The sequence below is a fragment of the Mangrovactinospora gilvigrisea genome (genome assembly GCF_001879105.1).
Lineage (GTDB): Bacteria > Actinomycetota > Actinomycetes > Streptomycetales > Streptomycetaceae > Mangrovactinospora > Mangrovactinospora gilvigrisea.
This window is the reverse complement of sequence record NZ_MLCF01000052.1, coordinates 12,655-32,658: the sequence shown is the minus strand read 5'-3', so window position 1 is coordinate 32,658 and position 20,004 is coordinate 12,655. Positions and strand designations below refer to the sequence as shown.

25 protein-coding genes and 1 pseudogene are annotated in these 20,004 nt (G+C 71.6%); 5 read left to right on the top strand and 21 right to left on the bottom strand.

Going from position 1 to position 20,004, the window contains the following annotated elements:
• Positions 1 to 6 precede the first annotated feature (6 nt).
• Complete coding sequence (locus BIV57_RS11190; protein ID WP_139275601.1) at positions 7 to 267, top strand: hypothetical protein; 261 nt, start codon at positions 7 to 9, stop codon at positions 265 to 267.
• A 28-nt stretch (positions 268 to 295) separates the two neighbouring features.
• Here the strand turns inward: BIV57_RS11190 and BIV57_RS11185 are convergent, their stop codons facing one another.
• The 3 genes from BIV57_RS11185 to BIV57_RS23505 form a co-directional block, all read right to left on the bottom strand.
• Positions 296 to 520, bottom strand: a complete 225-nt coding sequence (locus BIV57_RS11185) for a hypothetical protein (RefSeq protein WP_139275600.1) — start codon at positions 518 to 520, stop codon at positions 296 to 298.
• 537 nt (positions 521 to 1,057) lie between these two features.
• On the bottom strand, positions 1,058 to 1,828 hold the full coding sequence (locus tag BIV57_RS11180; RefSeq protein ID WP_079170226.1) for a protein kinase domain-containing protein: 771 nt from the start codon (positions 1,826 to 1,828) through the stop codon (positions 1,058 to 1,060).
• Entirely contained in the window at positions 1,813 to 2,226 is a 414-nt protein-coding gene (locus tag BIV57_RS23505) for a protein kinase family protein (protein WP_079170225.1), read from the bottom strand. Before BIV57_RS23505 ends, BIV57_RS11180 begins: the two co-directional genes overlap by 16 nt.
• A gap of 1,110 nt (positions 2,227 to 3,336) precedes the next feature.
• Between BIV57_RS23505 and BIV57_RS24580 the strand changes: the two genes are divergently transcribed.
• Positions 3,337 to 3,591, top strand: coding sequence for a hypothetical protein (locus BIV57_RS24580; RefSeq protein WP_139275598.1), 255 nt, complete (start codon positions 3,337 to 3,339; stop codon positions 3,589 to 3,591).
• Positions 3,592 to 3,615: 24 nt separating this feature from the next.
• Here the strand turns inward: BIV57_RS24580 and BIV57_RS11175 are convergent.
• The 3 genes and pseudogenes from BIV57_RS11175 to BIV57_RS11155 form a co-directional block, all read right to left on the bottom strand.
• A pseudogene (locus BIV57_RS11175) lies at positions 3,616 to 3,866 on the bottom strand (IS701 family transposase); the annotation flags it as partial.
• Between the two features lie 822 nt (positions 3,867 to 4,688).
• The gene (locus BIV57_RS11160; RefSeq protein ID WP_071656578.1) at positions 4,689 to 4,961 is read right to left on the bottom strand and encodes a hypothetical protein; all 273 of its coding nucleotides are present in this window, start codon (positions 4,959 to 4,961) and stop codon (positions 4,689 to 4,691) included.
• 268 nt (positions 4,962 to 5,229) lie between these two features.
• Positions 5,230 to 5,883 (bottom strand): PIN domain-containing protein, encoded by a 654-nt coding sequence (locus BIV57_RS11155; RefSeq protein WP_071656577.1) that lies wholly within the window; start codon positions 5,881 to 5,883, stop codon positions 5,230 to 5,232.
• Between the two features lie 480 nt (positions 5,884 to 6,363).
• Between BIV57_RS11155 and BIV57_RS11150 the strand changes: the two genes are divergently transcribed.
• The gene (locus tag BIV57_RS11150) at positions 6,364 to 7,437 is read left to right on the top strand and encodes an IS110 family RNA-guided transposase (RefSeq protein WP_071656599.1); all 1,074 of its coding nucleotides are present in this window, start codon (positions 6,364 to 6,366) and stop codon (positions 7,435 to 7,437) included.
• A 136-nt stretch (positions 7,438 to 7,573) separates the two neighbouring features.
• Here the strand turns inward: BIV57_RS11150 and BIV57_RS11145 are convergent, their stop codons facing one another.
• From BIV57_RS11145 to BIV57_RS11105, 10 genes are all read right to left on the bottom strand, one after another.
• Positions 7,574 to 8,884 carry a hypothetical protein gene (locus BIV57_RS11145; protein WP_071656576.1) on the bottom strand — a complete coding sequence of 437 codons (1,311 nt, stop codon included), beginning with the start codon at positions 8,882 to 8,884 and terminating at the stop codon, positions 7,574 to 7,576.
• Positions 8,885 to 9,142: 258 nt separating this feature from the next.
• The gene (locus tag BIV57_RS11140) at positions 9,143 to 9,388 is read right to left on the bottom strand and encodes a hypothetical protein (RefSeq protein ID WP_071656575.1); all 246 of its coding nucleotides are present in this window, start codon (positions 9,386 to 9,388) and stop codon (positions 9,143 to 9,145) included.
• A 64-nt stretch (positions 9,389 to 9,452) separates the two neighbouring features.
• Positions 9,453 to 9,671, bottom strand: coding sequence for a hypothetical protein (locus BIV57_RS11135; protein WP_071656574.1), 219 nt, complete (start codon positions 9,669 to 9,671; stop codon positions 9,453 to 9,455).
• Positions 9,668 to 9,877 (bottom strand): hypothetical protein, encoded by a 210-nt coding sequence (locus BIV57_RS11130; protein ID WP_071656573.1) that lies wholly within the window; start codon positions 9,875 to 9,877, stop codon positions 9,668 to 9,670. The genes BIV57_RS11135 and BIV57_RS11130 overlap by 4 nt, the downstream gene beginning before the upstream one ends.
• Complete coding sequence (locus tag BIV57_RS25110; protein ID WP_175548726.1) at positions 9,877 to 10,041, bottom strand: hypothetical protein; 165 nt, start codon at positions 10,039 to 10,041, stop codon at positions 9,877 to 9,879. The genes BIV57_RS11130 and BIV57_RS25110 overlap by 1 nt, the downstream gene beginning before the upstream one ends.
• Before the next feature lie 21 nt (positions 10,042 to 10,062).
• Positions 10,063 to 10,272, bottom strand: a complete 210-nt coding sequence (locus BIV57_RS11125; RefSeq protein WP_071656572.1) for a hypothetical protein — start codon at positions 10,270 to 10,272, stop codon at positions 10,063 to 10,065.
• Positions 10,273 to 10,334: 62 nt separating this feature from the next.
• A complete protein-coding gene (locus BIV57_RS11120) occupies positions 10,335 to 11,183 on the bottom strand; it encodes a helix-turn-helix domain-containing protein (RefSeq protein ID WP_071656571.1) in 849 nt (282 codons plus the stop codon).
• A gap of 15 nt (positions 11,184 to 11,198) precedes the next feature.
• Positions 11,199 to 11,711 carry a DUF6879 family protein gene (locus tag BIV57_RS11115; RefSeq protein WP_071656570.1) on the bottom strand — a complete coding sequence of 171 codons (513 nt, stop codon included), beginning with the start codon at positions 11,709 to 11,711 and terminating at the stop codon, positions 11,199 to 11,201.
• Positions 11,692 to 11,955, bottom strand: a complete 264-nt coding sequence (locus BIV57_RS11110; RefSeq protein ID WP_071656569.1) for a hypothetical protein — start codon at positions 11,953 to 11,955, stop codon at positions 11,692 to 11,694. Before BIV57_RS11110 ends, BIV57_RS11115 begins: the two co-directional genes overlap by 20 nt.
• Positions 11,956 to 11,987: 32 nt before the next feature.
• The gene (locus BIV57_RS11105) at positions 11,988 to 12,596 is read right to left on the bottom strand and encodes a DUF5753 domain-containing protein (protein ID WP_071656568.1); all 609 of its coding nucleotides are present in this window, start codon (positions 12,594 to 12,596) and stop codon (positions 11,988 to 11,990) included.
• A gap of 324 nt (positions 12,597 to 12,920) precedes the next feature.
• Here BIV57_RS11105 and fxlM point away from each other — a divergent pair, with 324 nt between their 5' ends.
• Positions 12,921 to 14,174 (top strand): methyltransferase, FxLD system, encoded by a 1,254-nt coding sequence (gene fxlM / locus BIV57_RS11100; RefSeq protein ID WP_071656567.1) that lies wholly within the window; start codon positions 12,921 to 12,923, stop codon positions 14,172 to 14,174.
• 303 nt (positions 14,175 to 14,477) lie between these two features.
• The gene (locus BIV57_RS11095; protein WP_071656566.1) at positions 14,478 to 15,302 is read left to right on the top strand and encodes an ANTAR domain-containing response regulator; all 825 of its coding nucleotides are present in this window, start codon (positions 14,478 to 14,480) and stop codon (positions 15,300 to 15,302) included.
• Positions 15,303 to 15,328: 26 nt separating this feature from the next.
• On the opposite strand, the gene BIV57_RS11090 is transcribed toward BIV57_RS11095, so the two are convergent.
• The 5 genes from BIV57_RS11090 to BIV57_RS11070 all read right to left on the bottom strand — a co-directional run bounded on the left by BIV57_RS11090 (position 15,329) and on the right by BIV57_RS11070 (position 19,761).
• A complete protein-coding gene (locus BIV57_RS11090) occupies positions 15,329 to 16,006 on the bottom strand; it encodes a GAF domain-containing protein (RefSeq protein WP_071656565.1) in 678 nt (225 codons plus the stop codon).
• A gap of 944 nt (positions 16,007 to 16,950) precedes the next feature.
• Positions 16,951 to 17,415, bottom strand: a complete 465-nt coding sequence (locus BIV57_RS11085) for an NUDIX domain-containing protein (protein WP_071656564.1) — start codon at positions 17,413 to 17,415, stop codon at positions 16,951 to 16,953.
• A gap of 15 nt (positions 17,416 to 17,430) precedes the next feature.
• Complete coding sequence (locus BIV57_RS11080) at positions 17,431 to 17,898, bottom strand: NUDIX domain-containing protein (RefSeq protein ID WP_071656563.1); 468 nt, start codon at positions 17,896 to 17,898, stop codon at positions 17,431 to 17,433.
• Complete coding sequence (locus BIV57_RS11075) at positions 17,895 to 18,410, bottom strand: NUDIX hydrolase (RefSeq protein WP_245797552.1); 516 nt, start codon at positions 18,408 to 18,410, stop codon at positions 17,895 to 17,897. The genes BIV57_RS11080 and BIV57_RS11075 overlap by 4 nt, the downstream gene beginning before the upstream one ends.
• 67 nt (positions 18,411 to 18,477) lie before the next feature.
• On the bottom strand, positions 18,478 to 19,761 hold the full coding sequence (locus tag BIV57_RS11070; RefSeq protein WP_071656561.1) for a methyltransferase domain-containing protein: 1,284 nt from the start codon (positions 19,759 to 19,761) through the stop codon (positions 18,478 to 18,480).
• Positions 19,762 to 20,004 lie beyond the last annotated feature (243 nt).

The following is a 20,004-nucleotide window of genomic DNA, read 5'->3' as shown; positions in this document are numbered from 1 at the left end:
ATGCCCGTGGTCGACGACGACCAGCCATGCTGGGGCGCGTACCGAGACGCTGCGGGCCGCCCCGGCGCGATCCGTCTGCAAGTCGATCTCCAACGCATCCGCCCGATCGACGACCGTGAACGCGACGTCGTTGAAGGACGGGTGGGTACCGACATGCTCGCCGCTCGGGGTCCTGCGCCGTCGATCATCCTCGCCGGGCGCGAGGACTCGGGCGCAGGCTCCATGCGGGGCGGGAATCCGGCACCCGGGCTCTCGGTGGCGAGGTGATGCCCCCTCACCGCGCCCGCCTACTGCCTCAGCACGACTGCGGCCGGCCGGCGCGGGCCACGGCCTCCGCAATCGCCGGACCCCACTCAGCCGACTTCTCGAAACCGCGGCGCACCGTCTTGCGGCTGACGGTCACCGCATCCCACCGGTAGGCCGCCGTCCGCCCCCGCGCGGCGACAACAACCAGGCCGTGTTCGTACAGGCTCAGCCGCTGGCCGCGCTTGCGCCGATTGCGCCCCAGCACCTTCAGCACTTGGTAGCCGAAGACGGCGGCCGCACGCAGCCCGAGGACCGCGGCCCTCCCGCAACACCCAGGATGCCAGACCAGCCCCGGGCAGCCTGCTGTGCACGCGGTGACCACGGTTGCCACTCCAGGTGGCGGCGGTGGAGTCGCGCCCCAAGTCCCGTCCCCGGCCCGGGTTGTGGTGGAGGTTGGTTCGGGTCGCATGTCGGTGACGCTCGTGGTCGGGTGAGAATGCGGACCCGGCGGACGGCCGCCGTGCCGCACCGGCCACCGCATCGACCGCATCCGCCGAGCCCAGCACCACGAAAAGGCCGCCGGGGCCGGCCGTGTCCGGGCAGACGTCCGCGCCGACAAAGGACGAGGCCGTCATCGACTGCACTGTTTCAACGACGTCGATCCGAACGAGCTGGGCACCTGTCAGAGCCACGATCCGCACCCAGCGGGCTCACCCCGGCGCCCGGCACCGGGACACACACCCCTGAGCGGGCTCAGCACCACGCAGCAGTCCACCGGGCCGCTCCCGGTCCGGGGATCCCCCTTGGACGATCAACGCCCGCGGGAATCCTGGCGGAACCACCAACCGAAGCCCACGACCAGCGCCGTCAGGATCGGCAGAGACAGGTCCACCGGGCCGATGCCGCCCTTGAGGGCACCGAGGACGCCCTCGATGGCCAGTACGACCCCACCGCCAAGCAGCGCCAGAACAACGGCGGGCATCCGGTGGCTGCGGGCCGCGTGCACCGACCGGCCCGGAGCGGTCGGCTCCCCCTCAGCCTCCGGCGCATCGGCGAAGCGGGGCACATCCGCGGTCGGCGGGTCCGGGGCGGGTCCCGGAATCGGCGCCGACGCAGGCGCCGGTGCCGTCCGCGGTGCCGGTGCGACGGTGGTGGCCCGGGGCCCCCTCTCCCCGGCCACCTCCCCGCCCAGCCGCTCCAGCAGCGCACCGGCGCTGGGGCGCCGGCCCGGCTCCTTGGCCAGACACGACTCCAGCAGCCCCGTCAACACACCCGGCACCCCCTCCAGATCCGGCCGGTCGTGCACCGTGCGATACAGCAGCGCATGACTGGGTCCGTCCCCGAACGGCGCTCGCCCCGTCGCCGCGAACACCAGCACCGCACCCAACGCGAACACATCCGTGGCCGGCGTGACCACCGACCCGACCGCCTGCTCCGGCGCCAGAAACCCCGGCGTGCCCACCACCACCCCCGTCGCCGTCAGCCCGCCGGTCTCCTCCACCGCCTTGGAGATCCCGAAATCGATCACCCGCGGCCCGTCCTCGGCCATCAAAATGTTCGCCGGCTTCAGATCCCGATGCACCAGCCCCCCCGATGCACCGCCGCCACCGCCTCCGCCAACCCCACCGCCAGCTCCCGCAAAGGCCCCAACCCCAGCGGCCCGTCCGCCACAATGCGCTGACGCAGCGTCGGACCGGGCACGTACTCGCTGGCCACCCACGGCTCGGCCGCCTCCGGATCGGAGTCGACCAGCGCCGCCGTCCAGAACCCCCCGACCTTCATCGCCAACTCCACCTCACGGCGAAAACGGCCCCGAAAGTCCGGCTCGGCGGCGAACTGAGGATGGATCACCTTCACCGCCACCCGCCGCCCCCCGCGGCTGCGTCCCAGATAGACCTGGCCCATCCCGCCCCCACCGAGCCGGCCCTCCAGCAGATACGGGCCGACCTGGTGCGGATCGGCTGCGGTCAACGGCTGCATCAGCGCCCCCCGTGGCGACCTCGACAACGACGAAAGCCTAGCCCGCGTGCGCCCCACGCACCCCCCGGCCGCGCCTCGGACCGCCCTGGGCACGCGGTCCCCAAGCTGCCGTCTGATCGCGGACCTCGCCGCCCCTGTCGGCCGCTCCCGCCCGAACCCGGCGTGACGATCGACCGAAGCGAGGTGGAACGCCGACGGTCTGGGACTCCCCTCCGGCACGGCCGCGGCGCGTGCTGCGCGCCAACAGGTGCCGCGGATGCGTCTACGTGGCGGCGGCGGTGTCCGGTGGCCGGGGTCCCCGAGGCAGATCCGGCCACCGGAGCCGCAGCTCCGGGTCCGGGAGCCGACGGCCGCCCCTCGTCTGCCCCGGACCGGGACGCGCACGCCAGAACGGCCCTCTTCCGAATCAACTGCCGCGGCGTCCGCCCCCGGGGCTGCCGGTTGGAAGGGACCGTCCACGCGGCCGCGCCGGGATGGGCGGGGCCATCGCCGCGCCCCGGATTCCGCCATGAACCTCGCCAGGCCCGCAAAGGTCGGCGGGCGGGGAACCCCCGGACACCGCCGACGTCCCGTCGGCCGGGCCGATGCCGGTGCGTCGGTGCTGCAGATCCGCCGGCACCGATACACCGGCACGCTCGCCTTGTATCGCTGCCGGTCGCCGGCCCCGGTGTTGCTGCCGCGGCTGGTGGGTCTCGCGGTGCGCAAGTGGCGATCTGATCGTCCTCGCCATCGGCATCCTGGTCGAGCCGGAGCGTGCTGCGGTGTCGGACACGGCAGCGACGGGCCGACCTGGTGCCTGTCAGTCGCTTCGAACTCCTGTGGCTGCTGCGGGTGCTGGTGCTGCTTCAGCCCTGCCGGGCGCCTGCCTACCTCCTGGAGCAGTCGCTGTGGCGGTGCCGTCACCAGCGCCGGGCAGCAGCATGTCACCGCCGCCGGCACGCCTACGCAGCCGCCATCAGGTTCACGAACTGCATCTGCTGGGAGAGCAGAAGATGGCATTCCGCCGGGGCGGCGAATCAAGGAACCTATCTCAGCGTATTGACGTAATGGCCTCGGCTGCTAGATTTCCTTGTGTTCTTAGCTCGTCAGTGCTTTTGGAAATGGGGATCCATGAAGCGTCTTGTCCGTGCCTTCGCTGTCCTCGCCGTTGCTGTCGGCGCCGTCATCGGCGGCACCTCAGCCGTGTCGGCGGCACCTAACGTCCCGACTCGACCGAACGTTTGGATCGACACCGGGCAGCAGTATTCCAATGTGAATGACTGCGATTTGGCCGGTCAGATTCAGGTAGAACAGGGCAACGCCAGCGCGTACCACTGCAATCTCGTGAACGGCCTCTACTGGGAGCTCAACCTTTTCGTCGACTGACACGGCAGCCGTAGTTCTTGATCGCGGTTGGTCGTGTCGGTGGTGTCGTTGCTGGCGGCAGGCGGTCGCGACGGCTTGGTTCCGTCGCCGCCGAGCGGTCCGTGCAGGACGTGTTCGCGGTCGCGGACGGGTGGCAGCACGAGGGCCCGCAAAGGCCGGACGAACTCGGGGCGGCTCAGCGGGACGAGCGCGGGCTCGTCCTCGGCGGCGTCGTGGACGGCGGCGGCGATCAAGGAGGACATCGACCAGCGCAACCAGGAGTTCCAGCAGGTCACCTATGTCTGGTCGATTCAGGGCTGTCGCAACCTTTCCCGGTCACATGATCGAAATTCCCCGGGAAGTCCTCGTGACAGCCCTGAGAGTCCCCGGAGAGTCCCCAGGTGGTCGCCGCGGTGGTGCTGGTGCCGATCTACTCACACGTTGAGCGCAAGCGCTCCCAGGTCTACACGGCACCGGGCCCATGCCTCCGAGTTTGCCGCGGTGTCGGCCGCGCGATGAAGCCGCTCCACGAGGTGTCGCGCCGAATCTCGCGCCAGGACGCTCGTCCCCAGGACGCTGCTCTCGATCGGAGCACGGACCGCCCGGGCCAGGGCATCGATATGACGGCGCACCGCTACCCGCTGGAGCGCTTGACCTGAGAAGTCGGTCGCATGAAGCTCCTCGAACGATCTGGTCAAGGCCGCCGCCGCGACCTCTCCGCCGCCTTCCTCCCATGAACGAGGACCCGGAACGCGGACGCCGAGCCTGACGTCACCAGCCCGAGCGCGAGCCCGGCCGGCATCTCATGTCCGTCCTTCCTCAGCGCGAGCGAGATTCCCGCAAGGAACCCGGCGGCGAACGTCAACACCCGCATGACGTGCATCGCCTGGGCCTGGCGAAAGCGACGGCGGATCCGTGCGGCCGCCAGGTCAGGCGACGCCAAGGGGCAGAGGCTGGGGATCGTCCGGCCGAAGCAGAGGCTTCCGGCGGCGCATGAGACAAGAGCGGTGCATGCGGAGAGCATGTCTCCCGCGCAGAAGGCCGCGACGGCGGTGGTGAGGCAGGCGGCCAGAAGCACCACAGGTCAGACGGCCATCCACCGGGAATTCTGGTGGCCATCAGCCTGGACTCAACTGGCCGCACACCTGGACTTTGCCACGGCCGCCGACACCTGGAGCACCCAGCATGACGGCGATCAAACTGAGGTGAACTGCCGCGCCCGACGGCGCGGTGAGGGCAGCGGCCATCAGGGTGAGCGCCACGACGATGATCGCGTAGCCCGTCGACCTGACTATGCGCCGCGCCCGGCTGGCCGGCTGCGGGATCGGTCGGGGCTCGCCTGGTGCTCGGCTGTCGGACGCGATCGCGTTGAGGGCGTCGAGCATCAGCATGGCGCCTCCAGATGGTTGCAGACGGTGATATCGAGGCTACAGATGGGGATTCAGTGGCCTATGGTTCCCGAGCTTGGCCGCCCGCTGACGCACGGGCTAATCGGTACCGGCGCCGGGCCGCTCCGGGGTGTGGCGTCGGTGCCGATGCGCTGAGCGGCATCCGGCCATGGAGAGGCCGACAACACCACGCGCTGGGCCCGTCTGCTCTCACATGGGCCTGGTGGACCTGCGGGGCCGACGGCACCCAAGCGGAGCACGCCGTGGACTCTCACCGAGGTGCCGCGACGGTGATGCCGAGGCCCTCGTAGATCTGCGGTCGGACGGTGAGCAGGGTCAGGTCGTGGTTGGCGTGGCACAGGTAGAACGGCTGCATGATCTCCATGTCCGTCAGGTGCGGGACGTCCGGGCCGCTTCCCCACTCGAAGCCGGTACCGATCCGGTTGAGGGCGCCGGCCTTGGTGCAGAAGCGGAGCGAGCCGGGGTGGTGGGCCTCGGCGGCGTAGATGGCCAGGTCGTGGACCAGGAGCGCGCCCTTGCCCAGGGCTGCTTGGACCATCAGGCCGCCGAGCAGCGGGTGCCCTTCGGTGAGCGCGGCGATGGCGGTCCAGTCCAGGGCGAACCCGACCTGGCGGAACCAGCCCCGCGGCCATGGTGCAGCGAACGCCTCGGCCGCCTGCTCGTCCGCGGCGGTGACGGTGTATCCGCCGGTTTCGGCGATCAGGCTCCGGGCGGCCGCGGCGTGCTCGGTGTACTCCTCGTCGGAGACGTTGCGGGCCAGCAGGTGGCCGATGGCCCGCTTGAGGGTGATGTTCTGCGCGCGGGCGAAGACGCGCAGCCTGGCAGCGTCGGCTGCGGCGACGCGCACCTCGATGTCGTCGTCCTGCTCCTCGAACTCCGAGACCGGATTCCAGTGTTTGGCCATCAGCCGCCTCCCGGTTTAAGCGTGTGCCGTCCTATGCTTCCGGGTCCGCCTCGTCGTGGGCGCGGCTTTGGCCGAAGAGGGTGGCGTGACCGGATGGCCTCGGCGAACGGTGGGCGCCAGCAGTCAGTCGCTCCAGTCGAGTTGTGCTCTGGGACTCCGGCCGATCGCCCGTAGCGCTGTTGTCAACGGTTGTGAGACTCGGGGTGGCTGGTCTGGGATCGGCTGCCAGGGTGGTGTCGGCCGTCCCGCCGCGTCGTGACTCTTGTCAACGGTGGCCCTCAAAGGTGCCCTCCAATGGACTTGTCCGACATGGTGGGAGCCGATGCCGTCCTGGCCCACCTCGGTGTCCTGATCAGGAGAATGCCCGCCGTTCACGGCGTGGCCCGTCACAGTCGTGGCCCGGAGTGACTCCTGCCCAGCCCGATGTCGGCCGTCAGCGGCCGAACCGTTGGCCTCTGGACTGGAAGGCACCCGACCACCGTGACGATCGTCGCGCACAGCCACCCGTATGTCATCGGCGTGGACACCCACGCCCGTAACCATGTCCTGGCCGTCCTGGCCGCGCCGACCGGCGAACTGCTCGATACGGCCGAGTTCCCGACGAGCAAAGCCGGCATGACCCGGGCGGTGGCCTGGGCGGCACGCCGCACCGGCGGCGACCTCGCCACGCTGTGGGTCATGGAGGGGATAGCGACCTTCGGCGCCCAGTTCGCCCGCACCGTCACCGAGGCCGGGTACCACGTCATCGAAGCGCCTCGGATGGGGGTTCATCGCGGCAAGGGCAAGTCGGACCCGATCGACGCACGCCGCATCGCCGAGGCCGCGCTCCCTCTCGAGGAGCACGAGCTGCGCCACCCCCGCGCCGACGACGGAGAGCGCGCCGCCTTGCGCGTACTGGTGACCGCCAGAGACCAGATGACCGATGAGCGGACCGCGAACGTCAACGCACTGACCGCGTTGGTTCGGGCCGTCGACCTCGATATCGACGGGCGTCGGGCACTGACCGGTCGTCAAATTCTCGAAGTCTCCCGCTGGCGCACCCGTGAAGAGCCAGTCGCGGTCACGACCGCTCGAGGGGAAGCCATACGCCTGGCCAAGCGCATCGTCGCACTCGACGAGGAACTGAGCGCCAACGCAAAGTCGATGACCGCCCTGGTGCGTGCAACGCCAGCCGCGGGGCTACTGGACAAACCCGGGATCGGGCCCGTCACCGCAGCCGTGGTGATGACGGCCTGGTCCCACCGTGGACGGGTGCGATCCGAAGCCGCATTCGCCTGTCTGGCCGGCGTCAACCCGATCCCTGCATCCTCGGGGAACACCGTCCGCCACCGGCTCAACCGCGGCGGCGACCGACGCCTGAACCGGGCCCTGCACATGGCCACGGTCAGCCGCATGATCCACGACGCCGACACCCGCGCATACGTCGAACGCCGACGTGCTGAAGGCCGCACCAACAAGGAGATTCGCCGAAGCCTCAAGCGCTACCTCGCACGCCAGATCTACCGGCACCTCAACACTGCCGATCTCCCACCCACCTCGACTTGCGCGTCATAGGAGAGTCCGTTTGATCGTCACATGTCACGCTGTGCCGCCGACTGGTCCGCCGCCGCCCGTGGCCTGTTCACCTGGGAGCCGATCTGCGATGGAGTCTCGTCCGGTTTGTTCAGGCCCGTGCCGGACCATGTCGCGTCTACCGGTCCACCCCGGCCATCTCCAGCATCGAGGCGTGGGCGAGGACGAACGCCGCCAGCGTCCGGCGCTCCTGGGCCGAGGTGGCCAGGTCCTGCCAGTAGGGGCCGAAGTCGATCTCGTCGAGCGGCCAGGGGTGGTTCGGTGCCAGGTCGATGGCGGCGTCGCACAGCTCCCGGTCCACCGGGCGCAGGGCGGGGTCGCCGAGGTGGTCGGCCGCGGCGAGGGCTGCGGCGCGGCGGCCGAGGCCGCCGTAGCCGGCGAGGGCGTCGATCAGGGTCGGTCCGGACATGCCGGCCCACAGGTGGCAGCGCATCCGGTAGGCGTGGGCCGGTTGCTTCAGGAACGTCAGGACCTCTCGGAGGTCGTCGGGTTCGATCTCGGCGGGCCGCAGTTGGCCGACGGCCTCCGGGCTGGGCGTGTCGACGATCCGGGGGCCGCCGGGCAGGGTGTGGGTGCCGTAGCGGCTGCACCAGCGGCGGTAGAGGGCGCGGCGGGCGGTCGCGTCCTGAACGAGGTGGCGGATTGCAGCGCCGGTGATGGCCTCCCACAGGTCGGAGCTGGGCACGATGATCACCTGTTTGACGTCGGCGAGCGCCTCGGCGACCGGGTCGGGGAGGCTCGGGGGCAGGTGGGCGGCGAGGGCGCGGGAGGTGCGGACCCGGAGGGTGCCGGGCGGGACAGGGGTGAGGGGCTCACGGACGCAGCGTCCGCCGGTCCATCGCAGGCGCCAGTAGTAGTGCCGGTGGTACATGATCCGCTCGGGATGGGTGCGGCCGGGCGGGGTGTGCCAGCGGGGATGGTCGGCGAGCAGCAGGGTCGTCGGCAGGCGCTCCCGCTGAGCGCGGGGTGCCGTGGCGGAGTCGGCCGGGGCGGTGTGGCTTCCCGGGCAGTCCAACTCCAACTCGGTGGCCGGCAGGGCCCCGTCCGCGACGGCGATCCAGTCCTCCTCGGTGCGCTCGCTGGTCCGGGGGCGGTGGCGCGGCAGCAGGTGGTCGGGCCCGAGGCGCAGGCGACGCCGGCAGTCCGGGCACTGGGCGTGCAGCGGTCCCCACGAGACGGTCAGGACCAGCGTGCCGTCGCGCATGATGCTGGTGCAGGTCCAACCGCGGCGCGCGCAGGCCGCCTGCAGGGCGGCCAGGGCAAGGTCGTCCGCACCGATTCCGGCCGTCAGGGTCAGGACGGCCGAGGTGCGGTCGGCCTTCCGATCCTCGACCGGAAGGCCGATCTGCTCGATGCAGTGCCGGCGGGCGGTCAGGGCGAGGAGGGTCTCCTCGGTGAGCGGCCGGGGGAGGTCGGCGGGGGTGTCCATCGCGCTCCTTTCGTGCGGGGGTGCCGCCCCTCCCGGGTCCGCATCCAGGGGCCGGGAGGGGCGGCGGCGGTGGTGGGCCGCCGGCCCACGCACGGGGCTGACGGCCCGCGCTCCCGATCACACGCGGGCGGCCGTGCGTGTCCACGGCGCCATCGGGGGCGGAGCCCGACCCGGGCGGCGCAGGACGTGCGGGCACCCGGGTCGGACGTCGGGCCCGGCCGCCGTGGGGAGATGGCCTCGGCGGCCGGGAGCTATGGGTCAGCCGAACGCGCTGACGGGCAGGCGCGGCAGCTGGTGGTGCTCGACGAGCAGGTGGGCGTGCCAGTCGCCGACTGCGGTGCTCAGCATGCGGATCGCGGCCTCGGCCGCGTCCTGGCTGACGCGGGGTGAGGCGCCGACCCGTACGGCGGACTGCGCGATGTCGGCGAGGCCGGTGGTCAGTCGCACGCACTTCGGGCACGCGGACACCACCGGGCATGTCGGCGTGGTGTCCTTGGTGGTCATCTCAGGCTTACCGTCCGTTCGATGAGGCCGATGCGTCGCACGCACATCTCGCACGCTGCGGCGGTCACGGATGCGCCCCTGGACGAGCGCTTCCGGCGGCTGCCGGCCGCGCGGAGTTGACGAGGGTGAGGCCCTGGTCTGCCTTGACCTTCCCGGTGCGGCGGCAGGCGCGGCAGGCGCGCACCGGGTAGCCGGGGCCCGAGGCCGCCTCGACCCAGCCGACGATGACGAGCGGGCCTCGGCCGGGGCAGTAGGAGCACCGGTTGTCGAAGACCGCGGTCACGACCGGCCCTGCTGTTCGATGCGGCTGAGGCGCTCGCGCGGGGCCGTCCATTGGCCGCCTGCGTCGCCCTGGACGCGGGCCTGGTGGGGGCCCAGGGCGATGATTTGTGCCTCGACGCCGGTGGTGTCGTCGATGACGCGGTCCCCGACCTTCAGGGTGATCCGGCGCTTCTCCTCCTCCGTCAGGCGCCGCCGCGTGGCCGCCATCACAAGCTCCCCAGCGCGCCGGCGGGAAGCGGCAGCAGGCCGGACGCCGCCCCGCTCCATCCGGCGATGACCCTTCCCTCGCGGTCCTCGCCGAGGGCGCACTCCCTGCGGATCGCCCCGTCGTCCTCGTCCGCTTCCACCGCCATGTCCTGATCCATCGTCATCTCCCTGTCCCGCTCGATCGATCAGTGCTGCGGGCAGACCCTGGTCGGCCAGCCGTAGAGGCCGCCGGCGCCGTCACTGGTGAACTCCATGCGCGCCGGCCGCAGCTCCGCCACCGCGCCGCAGGCGATGCACGCCTCGCCGCCGAGCCGCGCCAGGGTCTCCCGATCCACCGGGAGACGACGAAGCGCGCGGGCCGGCGGCAGGAGTATCGCTGCGTCGATGTCCGCCATGCCTTGGACGGTAGGAAACCGGACATCACAGCAGCCATGAGTTTGCACGGGTTTGCAGATTTTCACCCGAAGCTGTTGATCGCGGCGGTGATCCGGGCGCGGGCCGCGGCCCCGTACTCGGCCGACTCCGCGAACTCCGCGAACGCCTGCGCGTACAACTCGATCTCGTACTGCTGGGTGATCGTCAGGTATCCCGAGACCAACTCGACGTTGACCTGGTGGTCGTCGTAGATCCAGAAGCCCTCGGTGGGCATCCGCATCCGATTGACGCCCATCGGCACGATCCCCAGGCTCACGTTCGGCAGGGACGAGACGGTGATGAGGGATCCCAGCTGGCCGACCATCACGTCGGTGTTGCCCAGGCAGGAGCGCAGCACGGCCTCCTCGATCAGGAAGGCGAAGACCTTGCCGCCGTCCTGGAGGATGTGCTGCCGCTCCATCCGGGTCCGGACCGCCGCCTCGACGTCGTCGACCAGACCCCGGCGTTTCTGCACGGCCCGCAGGACGGCGCGGGTGTAGGCCTCGGTCTGGATCATCCCGGGGACCAGCCAGGAGGAGTAGGACTTGAAGCGGCGGGTGCGCTCGAACAGCGGGAGCTGCGCCTGCTGGGCCTGCTTGAGGCCGGCGCGTTCCATCCGCCGCCACTCGGTGAACATGTCGGTGACATTGCGCAGGGAGGCGATCAAGTCGGCGCTCTGCTCCGGAACCCCGCACACCGACGCCCATACCCGCAGGTCGTCGGGTGAGGGCGAGGTCCGGGCGCTTTCGATCCGGGAGACCTTGGCGCCGGACCAGCCGCACAGGGCGGCGAACTGCCGGCCCGTCATCCGCGCGTCCTCGCGCAGCTCGCGCAGGCGCGCGCCGAGGGCCTTGCGCGCGTGCTGGACGCTGGAGGATGACGGGGCCGGCATGGGCGGCGCCCGGGGTCAGGCGGGCCGGTAGTCGGCGTGGGGGACGGCCCGGTTCCAGACCGCCTCGAACGCATCCGTGCACAGCCGGGCGGCGGCCGGATCGCCGCACAGCTCCATGCCGCCCGAGCGCCCGTCGCCGGCGAAGTGGTTGAAGACCACCACCTGCTCGTCGAACAGCCAGAAGTCGTTGCCGGGCAGGGCGATCAGGGACGCCCGGCGGCGCGGGAGCCACCGCACCTCCTCGCCGGCCGCGAGGTTGGTGAAGGTCACGTCGTACTCGTAGCGGATGTAGTCGGTGACCGGCTCGGAGACGATGCGCGCCCGGCGCAGCCGCACGCCTTTGCCCGCGGCGTCGGCGACCGCATCGTGCCAGCCGCCCCACCAGGATGCGCGGTCTTTGGGATCCAGGCGCCGGCCGTCCTGCCAGGCGATGAAGCCGGGATCGGTCAGCATGTAGGCGTCGCGCGTCTCCAGGTGGACGGCGGAGCGCTCGGCCTTCGCCAGGTGTTCACGCACCAGGGTGGGCATCGCTCACCGCGCCTTCGTGGGGGAGGAACTGGCGCATGACGGCGGGCAGACGTATGACGGTCTCGCCGGGCGGGACGTCGGTGGAGTGTCCGGGGATGGAGCCGACCTCCTTGCACCGGGTGAGGGTGGGGTCGTCGGCCTTCCAGGACTGGATGATCAGGTCGCCGGTCTCCTCCTCCAGCCAGATGGTGGGGGACTCGTCGACGGGCGATTCGGGGTCGATCCCGAGGAACTTCAGGGACATGGTGATCTCCTGAGGGTTGGTGGTGCCCGGGTCTAGCTGAGGGTGTCGCGGGCCGTTTCGAGGAACCGGGCGGCGTCCGCGCCGTGCAGGGCGATCCGGCTGAGGTCGGCGAACAGCTCGACATAGCGGTCGATCTCGGCCGGGTCGGTGAGGTTGACGTAGCGGGTCTCCAGCTCGACCGAGACCCGGTCGCCGTCCATGATGGTGAACGTCTCCGCGGGCCACCAGCGGCGGTCGGAGTTGGCGGGGATGACGCCGAGGTGCACATTGGGGCGCCACACGGCGTGGATGAGGCGGTCGATCTGCGGGCGCATGACCGCCGGCCCGCCGAAGCCGTTGCGCACGACCTGCTCCTCGATGAGGACCATGAACTTCTTGCGGGGGTCCTCAAGGATGCTCTGCCGCTCGATGCGGGCCTCGACCGCGGAGGCGACGTCGTCCGGCAGCCTTTTGATGTCCCGGATCGCCGACAGGACCCGGGTGACGTACTCGCGCGTCTGGAACAGCCCGGGGACGAGCCAGGAGGAGTAGTCCCTCTCCAGCTGCACCTGGGCGTACTCGGGCCGAAGCTTGTCCTGGAGGGGGCGCAGCCCGTCGCGCTCCAGTTCGTCCCACCGCGTGCACAGCTCGGTTTCGTGCATCCCGTCAGCCTCCCCGGTCCGGGCGGGTATGTGAGCCATCTTGAGGTTGCACCCCGGCGACGTTGGCTCGCCAGGACGTTGCACAAGATTGCACCTTCGTGTGTCCGCAAGGGAGTCCACCGGTCGCCCGCTGCTGGCGGGTGCCGGGGCGTACCGGCTCGGGCACATCGCCGGCCCGCGGCCGCGCGGCTGCTGGCTGATGTCGGAGGCGGGTCGTAGCATCGCGCCGTCGCGGGGGGCATCGGAGCGTGTCGCCGCGCTCACCGTGCCCGGGATCGAAGCGGCCTGCACCCACGCCCGAACTCATCCCTTTCGGAGGCGGACATGACCGCTCCATCCGCACCGTCGACGCCGTCGGCCCGCACCCTCAATCGACTCGGCTCTGCCTTGATCCAGCAGCTGCGCGACCTGGACGCGCTGCGCACCACCGAGGTGGAGCAGGCCTTCCGTGCCGTTCCGCGCCATCTGTTCATTCCCGAGGCGAGCGCGGAGCAGGCGTATGAGGCCGAACGCGTCGAGGTGACCGTCCGGGATCCCGAGGGCCGCGCGCTGTCGTCGGTCAGCGCGGCCCGCATCCAGGCCTTCATGCTGGAACAGGCCCGGATCCGGCCCGGGATGCGGGTGCTGGAGATCGGCTCCGGAGGCTGCAACGCCGCGCTGGTGGCCGAACTGGTCGGAGAGGACGGCCAGGTCGTCACCGTGGACATCGACCCGGCCGTCGTCGACCGCGCCCGCCGCCTGCTCGACCTTGCGGGCTATGGCCGCGTCGAGACGCAGGCTGTGGACGGCGACGCCGGCGTGCCGCAGCTGGCTCCCTTCGACCGCATCCTCGTCACCGTCGAGGCGGCCGAACTCGCCCCGGCCTGGATCGACCAGCTCGCCCCCGACGGACGCCTGGTGGTCCCTCTGCGGTTTCGCGGGCTGACCCGCTCGATCGCCTTTCACCACGACGGCGGCCGGATGGCCTCCCGCGACCATGAGGTGTGCGGCTTCGTGCCGATGCGCGGCGCCGGCGCCGTCGGCCAGCAGCTGATCGCGCTGCGCGACAGCCAGGAGGCGGCGCTGCGGATCGGGCTGCGCATCGAGGACGGCGTACCGGCCGACGAGGCCGGTCTGCGCGCCGCCTTCGCCTCGCCGCCGCAGGAAGCCTGGTCCGGACTGGTCCTGCGCCCAAGGGAGTCGTACGGGGATCTGGAGCTGTGGCTGGCCACCGTCCTGCCCGACTTCGCCCTGCTGGCCGCCACCCGCGAGGCCCGCGACAAGGGACTGGTCGCCGCCTCGTCCGCCACGGGCAGCGCAACCTTGATCGACGGAGACTCCTTCGCTTATCTGACGTTCCGCCCCACCACCCCGAAGAGGACGGCCTTCGAGTTCGGCGCGATCGGCCACGGCCCGCACGCCCGCAGCACCGCCGAACGCCTGGCGCAGGCCATCGGCGACTGGGGCGACCACCGCGGCGACCACGCCGAGTTCTCCGCCCAGCCCCCCAATGCGCCCGCGCCCGCCGGCCCGCACGTCCGGGTACTGGGTCGGCCGCGCTCCCGCCTGGTGCTCGCCTGGCCGTCCACCGCCGGTTGATCACGAGTGCCGAGGTGAACCTCGCAATCCGCGGACCGCACCGAGAACGGACGGCGCGTCAGCCGACTCAAAATCGGGCAGGTTCATCAGGCTTGTGGCATCCGCCGTGTTCGATCGGGCATCTCCTGTCGGGCCGTCACCCGGCGCGCGGTCCTTGTTGCTTGAGTTGACCTTTGTCCCTGCGGAAGGCTGAGGCGCTCTTCGTTCACCGGACCCTGTCCCCGTCCGGTGCACAACGAGAGCGGCCTGCGGATCTGCCCCGCAGGTCACCATCGCCATCCAGAAAACGGAAAGGGGGCCGGCATGGGCATGCCGGACCGCGACCCCGAACTCGCCGCCGACCACCTCGCCCGGACCGTCCTGGACCTGGCCAGACCCGCCGATGACCCGTCCGCCGTCCTGCAGCGCACCTGCCACCTGCTCACCCGCCAGCTGCAGACCTCCGCGGCCCTGGGCTACCAGGCCGGCCTCCGACAGCAGCTGACCGGCCCGGTTGCCACCGAGCCCCGCGCCCTGGAGCTGGCCCGTGCCGCGGTGGCCGGGGCACCGGGCCCGGCGGCGGACTGCCTGCGCTCGGGCCGGCGGCAGCCGTGGATCCCGCTGACCCATCCGATCGCCCGCCTCCGGTGGCCCTCCTGGGCCGCTCAGGCGCGTGCCGCCGGCTACGCGCAGGTCTGCGCGCTGCCCCTGACCGGCGGTGAGGATGTGGTGGCGGCGGTGACGCTGCTGCGCACCGCCGGCCGGATCGGCGGCCGTCCACGGTCGGCGGCCGCCGCCAAGCCCGAACACGCGCCGCAGACCCGCGGAGTGGTGCCCGGAGTCGATGAGGCGGCGTGGAGGCGGGCGGAGCTGATCGCCGCGGCCGCGGCGACCGGTCTGCTGGCCGGGCGCCGGCTGGCCGAGGCACACGCCACGATCGTCCAGCTGGAAGGCGCGTTGACCTCGCGCATCCTGATCGAGCAGGCCAAGGGCGTGCTCGCCGAACGCCATCGGCTGACGACCGGCGAGGCGTTCACGCTGCTGCGCCGCTACGCCCGCGATCGCCGGATCGCGCTGCGCGACCTGGCGTTGCAGATCCTGGATCCCCAGGGGCCGCCCCGCGCCCATGCGATCGCTCCGGAGCCCTGATTGCGAGGCCCGGTCGGCGGGTGGGTTCAGGGTGAGGCGGCCTCGGGGTGGGCGATCAGGGCGCGGCTGCCGTCGATCAGGGGTTGGCCGGTGGCGAACAGGTGGGCGCACACGATTTTGGCGGCATCGGCCAGGGGCATGCCCTCGTGGTCGGCGAGGGCTCCTGCGGCCTGGTGGACCACGGCGCGGTGCAGCCCGGGCACGGCCGCGGGTGCGCCGCCGGCCATGGTGCTGATGGTCCGGGCCAGGGCCTGAAGGTTGGTCAGCCGCTGCGTGTTGAGGCCGCCGGGCTGCCGGTGGTAGCCGGTGAGCACGCCGATGGGGATGCCCTGGGCGGTGAGCGGGAGGGCGGCCACGGAGCGGGGCCAGCTGCTCGGGGCGGGGGCGGCGAGGAAGGCGGGCCAGCGGTCCTGGGGCTCCAGTTCCAGGTCGGCGACCAGCACGGGGCGGACGTGGGTGGCGGCGTCGATCAGCGGCCCCTCGCACAGCAGGTACTGCAGGTCCTCCATGTCGACCGCGCCGGGCGTCGATTGCGGCCACCACACGAGTTCGGGTTTGCCGGCGCCTTGCAGGGAGACGGTGACGGCATCGAGGTCGAGGATGCGGGCGCAGTGCTGGGCCGGGAACCGGCGCAGGGCCAGGAGGCCGCCGGGAGCGTGCCGGAGTGCGGACAGCAGGCCGCGGACCTGTGGGGCCGAAGTCACGAGCGCATCACCTCACCCGATCGCCACGCCGGTAGGGCGGGGCACCACTTTCTACTATGCGAGGCGATGCCTCGTCACCCCGCAGCAGATACCCGGTGATGGCCGTCCAAGTCCTCTCGATCGGCTCTACGGCCGTCGTTGATGCGGATCCCTGTGTCGCGGCGGGCCAGGAGGTCGTGCCGGGTTGCGGGGTGCGCCGTTCGGCTAGGGGCGGGGAGGGTAGCGTCGGGGGTGCTCTCGGGCCGGTACCCGCAACCCGGCCCGGGAGCCGTCTCGTCCGGCGAGCCTTGGTTGACGCGGCGTCAGCCGGTGGTTGAAGATCATGCTGGTTGGGCGGCGGGGTGCCGCCGGGGCCGCCGATCCCCGGCACCAGGACACCGCCCCGCCGCACCACCCGAAGGGCGTTGCGGCAGGTGGGGCGTAAGGGCTCGCGCACCGTCCCCGCGTCAGGGCCCGATGGCCCGGGGCGAATCACCAGGTGTGTTCCCGTGCCCTCCCGCCCGGCGGCGGGGCGGCTCGGGGCGGTGGCCGTGCAGGCCTGGCCGATCGCGATCACGGCGCGCAGCAGGCGGTTCGTCTCCCGGTCCTGGCTCCAGCAAGCGCCGTGCAGGTGCTGGTGTTCCTGGCGTCCGTCGGCAGCTGCGACTCGACGCCCCGTCAAGGAATCCTGGTCGTCGCCGGCAGCTTTTCCTGCTTCTCGTCGACGAAATCAGCTCCGGTGTGCCGCGTCTGCCACGCGCGGTGCCGGTGTTGCTGCATCGAGGCCGGATTCCTGCCGAATCCTGGGCGCGGCCCCATCCCCAACCGTCAACGGTTGTGAGACTCCCCGCTGACAGTCGCTTCGGGGCGGCCTCTCGGGACTCGATCGGGGCCGTCACAGGCGGCGAGCTGCTGTGCAAAGTGCTCGCGCGGTGGTGGAGGATGCCGGACTCACCCCTGCGCCCTCATGACTGTGTCGGGGTGGACTGCGGCCAGCCGCGTGCCGAGCAGCGCTGTCCGGCGGCGATCGCGTGCAGGGCGTGCGCCGCGTAGGCGACGGTCGGGTCGGGCAGGTCGTCCTGGGGCCACCACAGCAGGTCGGCGCACTTGTCCGGTTCGCGGTTGCGGATGGGGCCGGTGTAGTCGCCGACCTCGAAGAACAGCTGGAGCCGGTCGCGGTGGTCGTCCGCGTCCAGGTCGTGCAAGACATGAGCGAGCGTCAGGGCCTGGCGGGGGATGCGGATGCCGAGTTCCTCATCGGCCTCGCGGACGGCCGCGGCCAGGACGTCCTCGCCGGGTTCGAGATGCCCCGAAGGCAGGTGCCACTGGCCGTCGGCCCACCCGGTGGCGGGCGTGCGCAGGCCCAGCAGCACCGTGTGGTGCATGCGGATGATCAGGTGGACACCGATACCGGTGGCGTGTCCGGGCATGATGGCGGGTCGTCCTCACGGTCGGGGTGCGGGGTGCCAGCCGTGGCGGGTGAAGCGGCGGGTGTCGCCGGCGAGGTAGCCGTCCAGGACGAAGCGGGTGGAGGGGAAGGCCGGTTCGGGGAAGGCGGCCGCCTCCACCCAGACCACCGTCTCGTGCTTGCCGGGTTCGCGGTTGGCCAGGGTGCCGGTGAAGCAGCTGGTGGTGAAGGCGAACAGGACGAAGGGCGTGCCGTCGCTCCAGGACTTCTCCACGTGCACGACATGGAACAGCTCCAGATCGCCGGGGTCGGCCAGCAGCCCGGTCTCCTCCGCCAGCTCGCGGGCCGCCGCGGCATCCAGCGCCTCGCCGGGCTCCTGCTTGCCGCCGGGCAGGGTCCACCGGGGTTGGGGACTCCAGGAGCGGGGCGTGAAGCGCAAGGCCGCGACCGGGCCGGAGCCGGGGTCGCGCACCAGGGTGCAGACGGCATTGCGGCTGCGGATCATGAGCGGGCCTCCGCCGTGTGCAGGTCGGGTGCGGTGGGCCAGCCGTGCAGGGAGAAGGGGATGTCGGCGAGGTAGGCGCGGATGCCCGCGGCGTTGTAGGGCACCGTGTTGGCGGGCAGCGCCGCGGTCGGTGCCCACAGGAGGTCGGCGCACTTGTGGGGTTCGGCGTTGACCGGCTCGCCGGTCCATTCGGTGGCGCGCAGGAACCAGCAGATGCGGTGGGTGTGCTCGGGGGTGTAGTGGTGCAGGACGTGCACGGTCTGGAGCTGGCTGGGGGTCAGGTGGATGCCGATCTCTTCCCGGGTCTCGCGGACGGCGGCGGTGATGATGTCCTCGCCTTCCACGGCCTTGCCCGAGGGGAGGTTGTACCAGCCGTCGCGGTAGCCGGTGCCGGCGCGCAGCGCGAGCAGGACCTTCTCCTCGCGTTCCAGGATGATCAGAGCGTCCAGGTGGGGGCGTTGGGGCTTCGCAGCAGACCTCCGGACATCCGATAGGGATAAGGGCCAACACACGCTCTGCATCGTCAACGCGTTCGACGCCGGATGGGCAACGGGGCAAACGCATGCACGGATCGACCGGTCACCGCCACCTGACAGCGGCTCGAACAAGGTCGTCGGCGCGGGGACGCGCGTCGCCTCCTGCGGAAGGCTGCGCTGCCTTACTGGTGGTGAGGGTGAAGTGGGCGGTGCGGCCGCGCAGATGCCGGTCCCAGTCGCGGACGGCCTCGACCAACTGCTCCGCGAGCGGTTCGGGATGCGGGCCGTGGCCGATCACCCCCAGCTCGACGCCGCCGGTATCGGCTCCCGCTGTCGCCGGCGCGGCCTTGCGGAGCGTGAGGTAGGCGAGGTTAGCGCCGTCGACGGCGGCCCCGCAGCCGCGGAAGGGGCTGGCGACGGGCAGCGGGCCGGGAGCGCGGAGATCGAGGCGGAGATCGGAGACGCCGCCGGGCATTGCAGAGGCCAAGTGCACCTCCAGCCACTCGGCCGACTCACCCGCGCCGAGGACCACCCCCGTCCAGGCGGCGCTCCGGGCCGGCCCATCCAGGACGTGGGAGAGTGCACCGGCATGGGCGTGCTGCTCGGCATGGACCGGCAGCCGCACCGAGCCGGAGGCCGTCAACGGGAGCATCGCGTGGTGCTCGGGCGGGTGGGCGCTGCGCATCGGCGTCGCGTGGCGGCAGGGCGCGGACGCGGTGCTGGTCCATGCTCCGTCGCGGTGGGTGAAGGCGATCAGGCGGGTGACGGTGCCGCCGAGCCGGATCGGCACCACCAACAGCCCACCAGATTCCAGTTGCTCCAGCCACGGCCCGGGGACGGTTCGGACGCTTGTTGTGGCGAGGATGCGCTGGTAGGGGCCGGAGCTGGGTCGGCCGTGCGCGCCGTCGCCGGGGTGCAGGCGGACGGTGCCCAGCGGCCGGGCGAACGCCAGCGACTCGCCGGCCCGTTGGAGGGCGAACGGGTCGATGTCGACCCCGGTCACCCGTCCCTTCTTCCCGGCAAGGACGGCGAGGAGGGCGGTGGTGTAGCCGCAGCCGACCCCGATCTGCAGGACCGCATCCCCGGGCTCGACGTGCAGCAGCTCCAGGATCGCGGTGACCTGGGAGGGTCGAGCGGCGCACGCCAGGAGGTTGCCGTCTCCGTCGCGTTGAAAGGGCACGGCGGTGTCGGTGTAGCAGTCGTCAAGGGTGACGCCGGGCAGGAATTGGTGGCGCAGCACGGCGCGCATCGCGTGCTCGACGGCCGGGGTGCGCACGTGGCCCTGCTTGCTCAGGGTGTCGACGAGTTGGGTGTTGAGCTTCCACGGTGCGTGGGGTGATCGCTCACCGCCGGACAGGGTGGTGGATGCGGTGTGACGGGTGGTCATGAAGTGCCTCTCGGAGCGGGGTGGGCACGGTGGCCTGGTCGCCCACATGGGGCCGGATCATCGGCTGATTCGCGGGAGAGCGGTTGGTGGGGTTGCGCGGGGTAGGGCGCCGGTGCCCGTGTCGGGGGTGGGAGTGGCCGTCGGCTTCATAACTTGCGTGGGGGAGCCAGCGTGAGCCGGCGGCCGCGGGCGGATCCGGTGGATCCGCCGTCTAGGGGGAAGGCAGGCTGCCTTCGATACGCG

Coding starts and splice junctions, on each gene's coding strand:
- BIV57_RS24580 (WP_139275598.1), top strand. CDS start 3,337: ATGAAGCGTCTTGTCCGTGCCTTCGCTGTCCTCGCCGTTGCTGTCGGC.
- BIV57_RS11145 (WP_071656576.1), bottom strand. CDS start 8,884: ATGGACACCCCCGCCGACCTCCCCCGGCCGCTCACCGAGGAGACCCTC.
- BIV57_RS11160 (WP_071656578.1), bottom strand. CDS start 4,961: ATGCTGATGCTCGACGCCCTCAACGCGATCGCGTCCGACAGCCGAGCA.
- BIV57_RS11085 (WP_071656564.1), bottom strand. CDS start 17,415: ATGCCCGGACACGCCACCGGTATCGGTGTCCACCTGATCATCCGCATG.
- BIV57_RS11130 (WP_071656573.1), bottom strand. CDS start 9,877: ATGGCGGCCACGCGGCGGCGCCTGACGGAGGAGGAGAAGCGCCGGATC.
- fxlM (WP_071656567.1), top strand. CDS start 12,921: ATGACCGCTCCATCCGCACCGTCGACGCCGTCGGCCCGCACCCTCAAT.
- BIV57_RS25110 (WP_175548726.1), bottom strand. CDS start 10,041: ATGACGATGGATCAGGACATGGCGGTGGAAGCGGACGAGGACGACGGG.
- BIV57_RS11140 (WP_071656575.1), bottom strand. CDS start 9,388: ATGACCACCAAGGACACCACGCCGACATGCCCGGTGGTGTCCGCGTGC.
- BIV57_RS11120 (WP_071656571.1), bottom strand. CDS start 11,183: ATGCCGGCCCCGTCATCCTCCAGCGTCCAGCACGCGCGCAAGGCCCTC.
- BIV57_RS11105 (WP_071656568.1), bottom strand. CDS start 12,596: ATGCACGAAACCGAGCTGTGCACGCGGTGGGACGAACTGGAGCGCGAC.
- BIV57_RS11095 (WP_071656566.1), top strand. CDS start 14,478: ATGGGCATGCCGGACCGCGACCCCGAACTCGCCGCCGACCACCTCGCC.
- BIV57_RS11125 (WP_071656572.1), bottom strand. CDS start 10,272: ATGGCGGACATCGACGCAGCGATACTCCTGCCGCCGGCCCGCGCGCTT.
- BIV57_RS11115 (WP_071656570.1), bottom strand. CDS start 11,711: ATGCCCACCCTGGTGCGTGAACACCTGGCGAAGGCCGAGCGCTCCGCC.
- BIV57_RS11080 (WP_071656563.1), bottom strand. CDS start 17,898: ATGATCCGCAGCCGCAATGCCGTCTGCACCCTGGTGCGCGACCCCGGC.
- BIV57_RS11155 (WP_071656577.1), bottom strand. CDS start 5,883: ATGGCCAAACACTGGAATCCGGTCTCGGAGTTCGAGGAGCAGGACGAC.
- BIV57_RS11110 (WP_071656569.1), bottom strand. CDS start 11,955: ATGTCCCTGAAGTTCCTCGGGATCGACCCCGAATCGCCCGTCGACGAG.
- BIV57_RS11070 (WP_071656561.1), bottom strand. CDS start 19,761: ATGACCACCCGTCACACCGCATCCACCACCCTGTCCGGCGGTGAGCGA.
- BIV57_RS23505 (WP_079170225.1), bottom strand. CDS start 2,226: ATGCAGCCGTTGACCGCAGCCGATCCGCACCAGGTCGGCCCGTATCTG.